Source organism: Nocardioides sp. L-11A (genome assembly GCA_029961745.1).
GTDB lineage: Bacteria > Actinomycetota > Actinomycetes > Propionibacteriales > Nocardioidaceae > Nocardioides.
The window spans coordinates 4885890-4898483 of sequence record CP124680.1 but is presented as its reverse complement, the minus strand read 5'-3'; the positions used below and the strand labels follow the sequence as shown (position 1 = coordinate 4898483).

Here is a 12594-nt window from a genome sequence, read left to right as displayed (position 1 = left end):
ACCGATGACCACCACCCGCCTCGTCGACGACGCGCTCTTCGCGAGCGACGCGCACGACCCCGGCCACGAAGGGGTCCCGAGCCTGGTCGGCTCGCGGTGCGACGCCTGCGGCACGACCACCTTCCCGCGCCAGGAGGGCTGCCCACGGTGCGGCGGCGCCGGCATGGCGGACGCCGTCCTGCCCCGGAGCGGCACCATCTGGTCGGCGACCGTCCAGCACTTCGAGCCCAAGGCGCCGTACCGCCACGACGGCGACTTCGTGCCCTTCGGCATGGGCTACGTCGACCTGGGCGACGTCATCGTCGTCGCCCGGCTCACCGAGAACGATCCCGCGCGCCTCGGCATCGGCGCCGCGGTCACGCTGTGCACCCTGCCGGCGTGGACGGACGAGGACGGCACCCAGGTGCTGACCTACGGCTTCCGGGTCGAGCACCCGGCCGGACAGGAGGGCTGATCGATGGGCAACGACGTCGCGATCGTCGGGATCGGGATGACCAGGTTCGGGCGCCAGCCGGGGGTCACGGGGCGCCAGATGGCGGTGGCCGCGGTCCGCGAGGCCTGCGCCGACGCCGGCGTCTCGTGGTCCGACATGCAGTTCGCCTTCGGCGGCACCTACTCCTGCGGCGACGCCGACACCCTCATCTCGTTGCTGGGGCTCACCGGCGCGCCCTTCATCAACGTCTACAACGGGTGCGGCACCGGGGGATCGTCGCTGATCTCGGCGGCCAACGCGATCAAGTCGGGTGAACGGGAGCTCGGCCTGGTCCTCGGCTTCGACAAGCACCCGCCGGGTGCGTTCAACGAGTCGCCGGAGAACGTCGGCCTCGGCGCCTGGTACGGCGAGACCGGCTTCATGGTCACCACCCAGTTCTTCGCCACCAAGATCCAGCGCTACCTCCACGAGTGGGGCATCGCGCCGTCGGCGCTGTCCCTGGTCGCGGAGAAGGCCTATCGCAACGGTGCGCTGAGCGAGAAGGCCTGGCGGCAGCAGCCGGTCCCGGCCGAGGTCATCGGCGAGTCGACGATGGTGAACGACCCGTTGACCAAGCTGATGTTCTGCTCGCCGGGGGAGGGAGCGGTCGCCCTGGTGGTGGCGAGCCCGGAGAAGGCGCGCTCCCTGACGAGCAGTCCGGTCTACCTGAGCTCCGCGGAGCTGCGTTCGCGTCGGTTCGGCTCGTTCGAGGTCTACAGCCCATGGCTCTCGCCGACCCGCGTCGACAGTGTCACCACGGACGCGTCCCGCGCCGCCTTCGAGGCCGCCGGCGTCGCGCCGGCCGACGTCCGGGTCGCCCAGATCCAGGACACCGAGTCCGGCGCCGAGATCATGCACATGGCCGAGACCGGTCTGTGCGAGCACGGCGAGCAGGAGAAGCTGCTCGTCGACGGGGAGACCGAGATCGGCGGCCGGATCCCGGTCAACACCGACGGCGGTGTGCTCGCGAACGGCGAGCCGATCGGCGCCTCCGGGCTGCGGCAGGTGCACGAGATCGTGCTCCAGCTCCGCGGTCAGGCCGGGGCGCGCCAGGTGCCCGGCGACCCGAGCGTCGGCTTCACCCAGGTGTACGGCGCCCCCGGCATCTCCGCCTGCACCGTGCTCACCCGCTGATCCCACCCGCAGCCCCGCGCTGCCCGAGCCCGAGGAGGCCGCTCCCGTGTGGAGTTTCGAGACCGATGAGGACTACCAGGAGCAGCTCGCCTGGGTCGACGCGTTCGTCCGGACCGAGGTCGAGCCGGTCGACCACCTGATCGAGCATGCCTGGGACGTGCGCGACCCGCTGCGCAACCGGCTGGTCAGGCCGCTGCAGGAGCAGGTACGCGAGCGCGGCCTGTGGGCCTGCCACCTCGGACCCGAGCTGGGCGGACCCGGCTACGGCCAGCTCAAGCTGGCCCTCCTCAACGAGATCCTCGGTCGCAGTCACAGCGCCCCCGTGGTCTTCGGCTGCCACGCGCCGGACTCCGGCAACGCCGAGATCCTGGCGCACTACGGCACTCCCGAGCTCAAGCGCCGCTACCTCGACCCGCTCCTCGCCAACGAGATCGTGTCCTGCTACTCGATGACCGAGCCGACCGGTGGGTCGGACCCGACGGCGTTCGTCACCCGGGCCGAGCTCGACGGCGACGACTGGGTCATCAACGGCGAGAAGTGGTTCTCCTCGCATGCCAGCTTCGCGTCGTTCTACATCACCATGGCCGTCACCGACCCCGATGCCGAGCGACACGGGCGCGCGTCGATGTTCGTCGTGCCGGCCGACACCCCCGGCATCACCATCGTCCGTGACGTGGGGGTGTGGGGTCACGACGAGGACGAGGGTCACCACGCCTACGTGCGCTACGAGGACGTGCGCATCCCGCGCGACCACCTCCTCGGCGAGCGTGGTCAGGGCTTCGCGGTCGCGCAGACCCGGCTGGGCGGCGGGCGCATCCACCACGCGATGCGCACCGTCGGTCTGGTGCGGGCATCGCTCGACATGATGCTCGAGCGGGCCGTCTCGCGGCGCAGCGGCACCGGCACCCTGGCCGACCGTCAGCTGGTCCAGGAGCTGATCGCCGACTCGTGGATCCAGCTGGAGCAGTTCCGGCTGCTGGTGCTGCAGACCGCCTGGAAGATCGACCGCTACCAGGACTACCGCAAGGTGATCGCCGACATCAGCGCGGTCAAGGCGGCGATGCCGAAGGTGCTGCTCGACGTCGCCGGCCGCGCCATCCAGATCCACGGCTCGCTCGGCATCTCCACGGAGATGCCGTTCGGCAAGTGGGTGCTGGAGAGCTTCCACATGGGGCTCGCGGACGGCGCGACCGAGCTGCACAAGATGGCCGTGGCCAAGCAGCTGCTCAAGGGTGCCCAGCCGGCGCCCGGGCTGTTCCCGACCGGCCACCTGATCGCCGCCAAGGACGCCGCCCGTGCGCGGTTCGCCGCCGAGCTCGACGCGGCGGTCCTGTCGTCGTGAGCGGCGCGCCCCTCGGCTCGGCCACCACCGACCATCCGGAGCTGGCCCCGGTGCGGCCGGGCGAGGAGCTCGACTGGGTCGCGCTCGAGCGGCACCTCAAGGAGCACCTGCCCGAGCTCGGCGGTCCCCTGTCCGTGCTGCAGTTCCCCAACGGGTCGGCCAACCTGACCTACCAGGTCACGGTCGGCGAGCGCCGCCTCGTCGTACGCCGGCCGCCGTTCGGCAAGCTCGCGCCGGGCGCGCACGACATGGCCCGCGAGCACCGGGTGCTGTCGCGCCTGCACCGTGCCTACCCGCGTGCTCCGCGGGCGCTGCTGTACTGCGAGGACGAGTCGGTCGTCGGCTCGCGCTTCTTCGTCTCCGAGTACCGCCCGGGCATCGTCGTGTGGGACACGGTCCCGGCGCAGCTGGCCGGGCCCGACGCGGGCCACCGGATCGGGCTGGCGGTCGTCGACGCGCTCGCCGACCTGCACCTCGTGGACCCGGCGTCCTGCGACCTGGGCGACCTGGGTCGGCCCGCCGGCTATCTCGAGCGCCAGCTCCGCGGCTGGCTCGGCCGGTGGGAGGCCGTGTCGCCGGAGCCCGGCACCGCCGTCGAGCGCGCCGGCGCCGCCCTGGTCACGGCACTGCCCGCGACCGCACGCGACGCCATCGTCCACAACGACTTCAAGACCGACAACTGCCAGTTCGCTCCAGGCGACCCGGACGTCGTGGTGTCCGTCTTCGACTGGGACATGGCGACCCTCGGCGACCCGTTGGTCGACCTCGGCACCCTGCTCAACTACTGGCCGGGTGACGACGGCTCGCCGGCGCTCGCGATCCCGGGCCTGGAGAACCTCGGTCTCCCGACCAAGGGCGAGGTCGTGGCGAGGTACGCCGAGCGGTCGGGGCTGGACGTCGACCGTGCCACCGTCGACTGGTACGAGGCCTTCGGCTGCTGGAAGACGGCCGTGATCATGCAGCAGCTCTACGACCGGCATCTGCGCGGCGAGACCAGCGATCCGCGGATGGCCGAGCGTGGTGCCCAGGTGCAGTCCCTCGGTGAGCGCGCTCTCGCCCTGCTGGGGGTGTCGTCATGATCCTGCGCGACGAGGACCTGCTGATCTGGCAGGGCGTGGTGCGGGACTTCCTCGCCACCGTCGAGGTGCGCGACCGCCCACCGGGCGCGCGGATCGACCGCGAGCTGTGGCGTCGCGCGTGCGACCAGCTGGGCGTGGCGGGCCTGGACCTACCCGAGGATCTCGGCGGTGCGGCCTCCGGCTTCGGGGCGCTCGCCGTCGTGCTGCGCGAGTGTGGACGCGTGCTGGCGCCGCTGCCGGTGCTCGGCTCGGTCGTGCTGGGTCAGGGCCTGCTGCTGGCCGCGGGGGACGACGCCGCCCTCGCCGAGCTCCTGCCCGGACTGCTGGGTGGGGAGCTGGTCCTTGCCGCGGTGCTGGACGCACCGGACCTGGAGGTGGTCGCCGAGGGGGCGGACGGTCGGCTGACCGGCCGGCTCGGCGAGGTCGTCGACGGCATGTCCGCCGATCTCCTGCTCGTCGTCGACGGCTCCGGGCGGCTGTGGCTGGTCGGTCCGGAGGACGACGGCGTGGACCGCAGGACGATGCCGTCGATGGACCTGGTCCGCGACTTCGCCGTGGTCACGCTCACGAGCGCGCCCGCGCGGCGCGTCGGCGACCGGCTCGCGGCCGATGCGCTCGCCAGGTTGCGCCGTGCCCGGACGGCCGCGGTCGCCTGCGAGCAGCACGGAGGAGCGGAGGCGGTACTCGCTGCCACGGTCGCCTACACCCTGGACCGGGTGCAGTTCGGGCGTCGGATCGGCTCCTTCCAAGCGGTCAAGCACCGTTGCGCGGATCTCGCCATCGAGCTCGACCTCAGCCTGTCCGCCGTGGAGCACGCGGCCTGGGCGGTCCAGGAGGACGCGGACGTCGCGCCGCTCGCCGTCGCCATGGCCGGTGCGACCTGCGGGCCGGCGTACCTGCGCTGCGCACTGGAGAACGTCCAGCTGCACGGCGGGATCGGCTTCACCTGGGAGCACTCAGCGCACCTGCACGTGCGGCGCGCGGAGTCGGACCTGGCGCTGTTCGGCGACGCGGAGCGGCATCGCGAGGCGGTGCTGGAAAGTCTCGTGCCAAGTACTTGATATTGACGTCAAGTTCATTCTACGGTGTGGCGGACGCCACATGACCCGATGCATGTGCTGGACCCCTTGTGAGGATGAGATGACCCGTTTCACGACCGCGCGACGCTCGCTGGTCGCGGCAATCGCTCTCGGATCGATGCTGACCGTCGCCGCCTGCGGCACCGGCGAGGCCGGCACGGCCTCCGGCAGCGGCGGCGGCAGCGCCGACGACCCGCTCCGGGTCGGCCTGCTGTTCTCGCTGACCGGCCCCGCCGCGCCGTACGGCATCAGTGAGCGCAATGGCGCACGCGTCGTCCTCGACGACATCAACGCCGACGGCGGGATCAACGGCAAGAAGATCGAGATCTTCGAGGCCGACGACAAGACCGACCCGACCACGGCCGCCCAGGAGGCGCGCAAGCTGATCACCCAGGACAAGGTCGACGTCATCATCGGCACCACCGCCGGCGGCAACACGCTGGCCTACGCGCCGATCGCGGCCGGTCTCAAGACGCCGATCCTGGCGACCAATGGCACCATCTCGGTGACCGACAAGGCCAACGACTTCTGGCCCTGGATCTTCCGATCGGCGCCGAGCGACCTCGTCACGATGCAGGCGATGCTCGACCAGGTGGTGGCCGAGGGCAAGACCAAGGTCGGCATCTTCGCCGAGCAGTCGGCGTACGGCGACTCCAGCGTCGCCTACATCGAGGAGCAGGCCGACGACCTCGGCCTCGACCTCGTCGGCACGACCAGCGCGGCGGTGACCGACACCGACTTCACCGCCCAGGCGACCAAGCTCCGCAACGCCGACCCCGACGTCGTGCTGCTGGTCACCGGCGCCACCGCGCTGGGAGTCGGCATCGCCCGCGCCGTCCGCCAGGGTGGCTCGGACGTCGACCTGTGGGGTGGGATCGGACTGGCCCAGCAGGGCTTCATCGACGGCGCCGGCGAGGCCGCCGAGGGCGTGCACATGGTCGCGATGAACAACTGGAACAACCCGTCCGAGGACGAGAAGCGGCTCAAGGACCTGCTCGAGGCGGCCGGGTACGACGCCACGTCGTACGAGGCCGCGGGCGCCAACGGTGCCCAGGTGGTGGCCGCGGGCGCGGAGAAGATCGACGGGGAGATCACCGGCGAGAAGCTGCGCGACGCCATGGAGAACGTCTGTGACCTCGACACCTACGCCATCGGCGCGTCGGTCTGCTACACGAAGGACGAGCGGGACGGGATGGGCACCGACGCCCTGGCCCTGCTCGTGGTCGAGGACGGCGCGTTCGCGACCTACCAGCCCGGGTCCTGACCGACCCGGTCGGACGACGGACGAGGCCCCGGCGGGTGGAACCCGCCGGGGCCTCGGCATGCCTGGACAGGTCCGGTCAGTGGGTCGGCGGCCAGGCGAGCTCGGGTTGCGGGACGGCGGCCAGCGCGGTCAGGACCCGGGCGAGGACGTCCTGCTCGAGGCCCGCCGCGCGCAGCACCGCCTCGGTGCGGTCGGTGCCGTCCGTCCAGCCGTTGGCGGCCAGCCAGTCGACGCGCGGGAACAGGTCCGCGGGCGCGACCTCGGCGCCCTGGGGGAGCCGGTCGCGGTGGTGGGGATGGTGGCGCACCTCGTCCGGGGCGAGCACCGGGGTGAGGCAGCACTCGTCGTTCGCGAGCGCGGCCCACGTGTCGCGAGTGCGGGTGGCGAACACCGCCTCGAGGCGGGCGCCGAGCTCCGGCCATCGCGCGGGGTCGAGGTGGTCGGGCGGGTCCCCGGGCAGGCCGAGCAGCCGCCAGAGCTCGGCGAAGAAGCGGGGCTCGATGGCGCCGACGGCGACCCAGGCGCCGTCGGCGCAGCGGTAGCAGCGGTAGAACGGCGCCTGGCCGCTCATCAGCCCCTCGCCCCGCGCCGGCAGCACGCTGGTGCCCCAGGCGGTCAGCCAGGTGCCCATCATGGAGAGCACGCCGTCGACCATCGAGGCGTCGACGTAGCGCCCGGCGCCGGTCCGCTCGCGCTCGTGCAGCGCCGCGAGGATGCCGAAGGCCGCCCACAGCCCGCCGCCGCCCATGTCGGCGACCAGGTTGATCGGCGGTACGGCGGGCTCGTCCGCCGGCCCGAGACAGCCCAGGACGCCCGTCACGGCGAGATAGTTGAGGTCGTGGCCGGCGGCCGCGCGCAGCGGCCCGGACTGGCCGTAGCCGGTGAGCGCGCAGTGCACCAGGCGCGGGTTGATCCGGGAGAGCCGGTCGTAGCCGACACCGAGCCGGTCCAGGACGCCGGGCCGGAACGACTCCAGCAGCACGTCGGCGCCGGCGACCAGCGTCTCCAGCGCGCGGGCGCCGTCGGGCGTTCGGATGTCGAGGGTGATCCGGCGCTTGCCGGCGGCCAGCTCGGGCAGCGCCTCGCCGGTGCGTCCGCCGGCGACCGTGACCACGTCCGCGCCCAGTCGGGCCAGCAGCATCGAGGCGTAGGGGCCGGGAGCGTTGCGCGACAGGTCGACGACGCGGATGCCCGCGAGCGCGCCGGCGCCGCTCACGGCAGCACGCCGATGGCGCCGCCCGCCGTCTCCTCCTGGTACGCCGCGGCCGGCGCGACCAGGCGCCCGGCACTGATGTGCAGCACGCGATCGGCCAGGCTGGTGGCGAAGCGCTGGTTCTGCTCGGCGAGCACCACGGTGATGCCCGAGGGGCGCAGTGCCCGCAGCGCCTGCTCGATGTCGCGCAGCACCGAGGGCGCCAGTCCCTGGGACGGCTCGTCGAGGAGGATCACCTTCGGATCCGCCAGCAGGGCCATGGCGATCGCCAGCATCTGCTGCTCGCCACCGCTGAGCAGGCCGGACGCGCGGTCGGCGTACGTCTCCAGTGCGGGGAAGACCTCCTGCGCCATGGCGTGGCGCAGGCGCCGTCGCTCGGTCGGTGTCGAGCGTCCCGCGATGGCGAGGTTCTCGCGGACGGTCATGGTGGCGAAGATGTTGCCGCGGGTCTCGGGGACGAAGGCGATGCCGGCGCGAGCCCGCGCGGTCGCGCGCCTGCGGCTGACGTCGACCTCGCCGAGACGGACGGTCCCCGCCTTCTGGGTGATCCCGGCCAGTGCCTGCAGCAGGGTGCTCTTGCCGGCGCCGTTGGGGCCCAGGATCGCGAGCAGCCCGCCGGGCTCGACGGTGAGTTCGATGTCGCGGCACACCACCATCCGTCCGTAGCCCGCGTCGAGCGCGGTGCACGAGAGTCCACTGCTCATCAGGCGACCTCCTCCATGCCGAGGTAGACACGTTGCACCGCCGGGTCGACGGCGACCTCCGCCGCCGTGCCCTCGGTGAGCACCCGGCCGCGCTCGAGCACCAGGATCCGGTGGCACATCCGCACCACCAGGTCGAAGTTGTGCTCCACCAGCAAGACGCCGACCCCCGCCCCGGCGAGTCGGGTGAGCTCGCTCGCGAGCAGCTCCTGCTCGTCGACGGCGAGTCCCGCGGCGGGTTCGTCGAGCAGCAGGTAGCGCGGCGCCATGGCCATCGCGCGGGCCACCTCGACCAGGCGCACCCGGCCGAGGGGGAGCTCGCCGATCGTCGCGTCGCGCGCGTCGTCGAGCCGGAAGTCCGCGAGCAGGGCATCGGTGCGCTCGGCGGTGGCCCGCTCGGCCCGGCTCACCCAGGGTGCCCACAGCAGGGACGGCAGCAGACCGCGTCCCGACGTGGGGTAGAAGCCGCAGGCCACGGCCTGCCACACGGTCGTGGCCGGGTCGAAGCGGGGGGTCTGGAAGGTGCGGGCCAGGCCGAGGTGGATCCGCCGGTGGGTCGCCACGCCGCTGATGTCGCGCTCGTCGAGGACGACGGTGCCGCGGTCGGGCCGGATCAGGCCGGTCAGGCAGTTGAACATGGTGCTCTTGCCCGAGCCGTTGGGCCCGATCACCCCGTGCACGGTTCCGGGCTCCAAGGTGAGGCCGACCCCGGCGAGCGCGCTGACGCCGCCGAAGCTGATGGCGAGGTCGGTGGCGACGAGACTCATCGGGTCACCTCGGCAGGCTCGTCGGACCGGGTCGTCGGGGACGCCGACTCCGGCGCCTCCGATCTCGCCGGAGGGGAGAGCCGCGGAGCCGGCCGGCGCCCGATGGCGCGACGGGCCTGGTCGGCCAGACCGAGCAGGCCCTGCGGCGCCACGATCAGCGCGACGACCAGCGCGGCGCCGTACAGCAGGCCTTGGGCCTCCTCCGACGGAAGCGCGTCGTTGACGTAGAACAGCACGGCGGTGCCGACGATAGGTCCCAGGACGTAGCGGGTGCCGCCGACGACCGCCATCAGGATGGCGGTGATCGAGAGGGCGCTCGGCAGCGACTCCGGGGCCAGGAAGGTGACGTAGTGGGCATAGAGCCAGCCGGCCAGGCCGGCGACGGCGGCCGAGAGGCTGAACACGCCCGCCACCCGGGCCGGTACGTCGACCCCGTCGGCCCGCGCGCGCAGCGTGTCCCAGCGGATGGTCTGCAGCGCCCGGCCGTGACTGCTCCCCACCAGGTTCGCGTAGAGAGCCACGACGACGATGACCGCGACCCACGAGAAGATCGCGTAGTTCTTCAGGTCCAGCGCCCAGGGCAGGGGCGGGATCCCGGAGATGCCGATGTAGCCGCCGGTGAGGTCGCCGCCCTCGCGCAGCAGGATCACGACGATCTCGCCGAAGACCAACGTGGCGATGGCCAGCGCCAGGTGGGAGAGCCGCCCGACCAGGCGGGACAGGGGGTAGGCGACCAGGGCGGGCACGAGGACCGCGCCGACCAGGCCGAGCACCGGGCTCAGCTCCCACCGGGTGGTGAGGATCGCGCTCGCGTACGCGCCGAGCGCGGCGAAGGCGGCCTGCGCGACGGAGAGGATCCCGGCCTGGCCGTAGGAGATCGCCACCGAGAGCGCGAGCAGGGCGAAGACCGCGATGGTGATCGCGGCGTCGACCCTCGCCGGGTCCTGCCCGATCACGATCATCAGGGCCACGACCGCGGCGGTGAGGACGAGGGTGGGGCGCTGGCGCCGAACCATGACGGGGACACCTCCGGTGCTCATGCGCGGGCCACCGCGGCGGTGGAGCGGCCCAGGGTCAGGGCCAGGAAGATGAAGAGGTACGGGACCGCCGCGGCGACGCCGGTCTCGGCGTACCCGGCGACCAGGGCCTGGACCACGCCGAACAGCAGACCTCCCACGAAGCCGTGGATGGGGCCGCGGAAGCCGAAGACCACGGCGGCGCCGATCGCCGTCAGCGTGATCGAGAGGCCGGAGGAGTAGCTCACGCCGGTCGTGTAGAGGAGCAGGATGCCCGCCACCGAGGCGAGTCCGCCGCCGATCAGGATGGCGGTGGTCTGGAGCCGTCGTACGGACAGGCCGGTGAGCTGGGCGCCGAGCGGGTTGTCGGCGCAGGCGCGCAACGACCGGCCCAGGGGGGTGCGGGCCAGCACCAGGGCGATGGCGGCCATCGCGACCAGGCCGAACGCGAGGTTGAGCGCCGACTGCGGGTTGACCGAGATGCCCAGCAGGTCCCAGTTGGCGCTGAACCCGTGGCCGACGACCGGCTCGCGGCCGTGCCAGAGCAGCACCAGCGCCTGCAGCGCGAAGGCGATGCCGAAGGTGGCCAGCACGATGGTGATCGGGTCGACCGAGCCGCGACCGCGCAGGATCAGATAGGTCGCCGCCACGACCCCCGTCGTGACGAGGCCCGCGCCGATCCCGACGACGATGCCGACCGGGCCCCCGATGGCGGCGGCCGTGGTCGCGGCGACCACCGCATGGCTGCCGACCGCGGCGTCGATGGAGTGGGTGGTGGCATAGACGATGCTGATGGGGAGCGCGACCAGGCCGTAGGCCGAGCCGATCAGGATCCCCTGGACGATGTACTCCACGAGCTCGCTCATGCGGTGCTGCCTTTCGCGGCTGCTGTCGGTCGTTGTCCGGTGTGGTCCGTGGACCCACGCAGGGTGCGGATGGAGAGTCCCGCCGCCTTGTAGTCCCAGGTGCCCGAGGTGACGCCGCGCTCGCGCAGCTCCCGCTTGCGCACCTTGTTGGTGGGCGTGCGGGGCAGTGCGTCGAGGCGCTCGACGTAGCGCGGGACCATGTGGTGCGGGAGCTCGGCGACGAGATGGCGGAAGAGCGCCTCGGGGTCGAAGCTCCCGCGGGTCGCGACCACGAGCTTGATCTCGTCGTCCGACGGCGTGACGGGTACGCCGACCGCCGCCGCCTCGGTCACGCCGGGGTGGCTGCCGGCGGCGACCTCGATGTCGTAGGACGAGATGTTCTCGGCCTTGCGGCGGATCCGGTCGCCGAGGCGGTCGACGAAGTGCAGCCAGCCGTCGTCGTCGAGGAAGCCGGCGTCGCCGCTGTGGAAGCGCAGGTTGCGCCAGGCGCGCACGGTCTCCTCGGGCATGCCGAGGTAGCCCTGCATGAGCAGCCAGGGATGGCGCGGGCGCACCGTGATCTCGCCGACCTGTCCGGCCGGAAGCGGCTCGTCGGTCACCGGGTCGACCACGGTGATCTCGACCAGCTCGTCGAGGGGGCGGCCGGCCGCCCCCAACCGGAGCGGGGCGTCGTACGGACGCCAGCAGCAGGCGGTCACCTCGGTCATGCCCCATGTCTCGAGGGCGACGACGCCGAAGCGCTCCTCGAAGTCGGCGCCGATCGCCGCCGGCAGGGGAGCGGCGAGCACCGCGCGCAGCGCGGTCGTGGCGTCGTCGGGGCGGCGCTCGGTCGCGTGCACCATCTCGATCATCGGGCCGTGGGCGATGGTGACCGTCGCACCGCAGGCCCGGATCCGGTCGATCCAGCGCTCAGGGGCGAAGCCGACGTCGAGGCACACCCGGGCCCCGGTGATCAGCGCGGCGTAGAGCGCGCCGAACCGGCCGGCCATGTGGAACAGCGGATGGAAGCAGTAGAAGACGTCCTCGGCGCCCATCCGCAGACCCTCCGCGCACTCCCGAGCGATCGCGTGCGTCTGGGCGTTGGTCATCATCACGCCCTTGGCCGGTCCCGTGGTGCCGGAGGTGAGCAGCACCGTGGACAGGTCGCTGTGGGCAGGGGCGGCCGGCTCCCAGTCCGTGGCGACGGGGAGCTCGTCGAGGTCCTCGGCGACGACCACGGCGAGGTCGCCCGTGATCCTGTCGCGCACCTGGGCGAGCTCGGGGGCGAGCGCGCGGCTCAGCACGATCACCCGGGCGCCGGAGAGGTTGACCGCGTGCGCCAGGGACTCGCCGCGGAAGGCGTCGTTCAGGGGGATGTCGACCAGGCCGAGGAGCTTCGCGCCGAGCCAGCCGTGGACCGCCTCGCCGCAGGTGGGGAGGAAGAACAGCACCCGGTCGCCGGCGCGCAGGCCGAGTGACCAGAACCGGCCGGCGGTCCGCTCGGCCTCGGCGGCGACCTCCGCGAAGGCCAGCGCGGGCGCGTCGCCGACGGCGACGTACGGCGCTCGCGGCCGCTCCACGGCCTGACGCCGAAGCTGGGTACCGACGTTCCACGCGGAGGTCGGTCCCCAGCGGGCCTCCAGCGCCGTCGGCCGTGTGCTGTCGGTCACAGTGCGACCCTA

At 72.7% G+C, this 12594-nt stretch carries 12 protein-coding genes; 6 read left to right on the top strand and 6 right to left on the bottom strand.

Annotation, left to right across the window (positions count from 1 at the left end; all coding sequences use genetic code 11):
• The first annotated feature begins 4 nt into the window (after positions 1 to 4).
• The 6 genes from QJ852_23450 to QJ852_23425 all read left to right on the top strand — a co-directional run bounded on the left by QJ852_23450 (position 5) and on the right by QJ852_23425 (position 6370).
• Positions 5 to 454, top strand: coding sequence for an OB-fold domain-containing protein (locus QJ852_23450; GenBank protein WGX96094.1), 450 nt, complete (start codon positions 5 to 7; stop codon positions 452 to 454).
• Between the two features lie 3 nt (positions 455 to 457).
• Entirely contained in the window at positions 458 to 1606 is a 1149-nt protein-coding gene (locus tag QJ852_23445) for a thiolase family protein (protein WGX96093.1), read from the top strand.
• A 46-nt stretch (positions 1607 to 1652) separates the two neighbouring features.
• Positions 1653 to 2948: an acyl-CoA dehydrogenase family protein gene (locus tag QJ852_23440; protein ID WGX96092.1), complete on the top strand. Its 1296-nt coding sequence runs from the start codon at positions 1653 to 1655 to the stop codon at positions 2946 to 2948.
• Complete coding sequence (locus tag QJ852_23435) at positions 2945 to 4027, top strand: phosphotransferase family protein (GenBank protein WGX96091.1); 1083 nt, start codon at positions 2945 to 2947, stop codon at positions 4025 to 4027. The genes QJ852_23440 and QJ852_23435 overlap by 4 nt, the downstream gene beginning before the upstream one ends.
• A complete protein-coding gene (locus tag QJ852_23430) occupies positions 4024 to 5088 on the top strand; it encodes an acyl-CoA dehydrogenase (protein WGX96090.1) in 1065 nt (354 codons plus the stop codon). Before QJ852_23435 ends, QJ852_23430 begins: the two co-directional genes overlap by 4 nt.
• 79 nt (positions 5089 to 5167) lie before the next feature.
• On the top strand, positions 5168 to 6370 hold the full coding sequence (locus QJ852_23425) for an ABC transporter substrate-binding protein (protein WGX96089.1): 1203 nt from the start codon (positions 5168 to 5170) through the stop codon (positions 6368 to 6370).
• A 76-nt stretch (positions 6371 to 6446) separates the two neighbouring features.
• Here QJ852_23425 and QJ852_23420 read toward each other — a convergent pair whose 3' ends face one another.
• The 6 genes from QJ852_23420 to QJ852_23395 are packed head-to-tail and all read right to left on the bottom strand — an operon-like array spanning position 6447 to position 12582.
• Complete coding sequence (locus QJ852_23420) at positions 6447 to 7586, bottom strand: CaiB/BaiF CoA-transferase family protein (GenBank protein WGX96088.1); 1140 nt, start codon at positions 7584 to 7586, stop codon at positions 6447 to 6449.
• Positions 7583 to 8287, bottom strand: coding sequence for an ATP-binding cassette domain-containing protein (locus QJ852_23415; protein ID WGX96087.1), 705 nt, complete (start codon positions 8285 to 8287; stop codon positions 7583 to 7585). The genes QJ852_23420 and QJ852_23415 overlap by 4 nt, the downstream gene beginning before the upstream one ends.
• Positions 8287 to 9051 (bottom strand): ABC transporter ATP-binding protein, encoded by a 765-nt coding sequence (locus tag QJ852_23410; GenBank protein ID WGX96086.1) that lies wholly within the window; start codon positions 9049 to 9051, stop codon positions 8287 to 8289. The genes QJ852_23415 and QJ852_23410 overlap by 1 nt, the downstream gene beginning before the upstream one ends.
• Positions 9048 to 10091 carry a branched-chain amino acid ABC transporter permease gene (locus QJ852_23405; GenBank protein WGX96085.1) on the bottom strand — a complete coding sequence of 348 codons (1044 nt, stop codon included), beginning with the start codon at positions 10089 to 10091 and terminating at the stop codon, positions 9048 to 9050. Before QJ852_23405 ends, QJ852_23410 begins: the two co-directional genes overlap by 4 nt.
• Positions 10088 to 10933, bottom strand: coding sequence for a branched-chain amino acid ABC transporter permease (locus tag QJ852_23400; GenBank protein ID WGX96084.1), 846 nt, complete (start codon positions 10931 to 10933; stop codon positions 10088 to 10090). The genes QJ852_23405 and QJ852_23400 overlap by 4 nt, the downstream gene beginning before the upstream one ends.
• Entirely contained in the window at positions 10930 to 12582 is a 1653-nt protein-coding gene (locus QJ852_23395) for an AMP-binding protein (GenBank protein WGX96083.1), read from the bottom strand. Before QJ852_23395 ends, QJ852_23400 begins: the two co-directional genes overlap by 4 nt.
• Between the last annotated feature and the right edge of the window lie 12 nt (positions 12583 to 12594).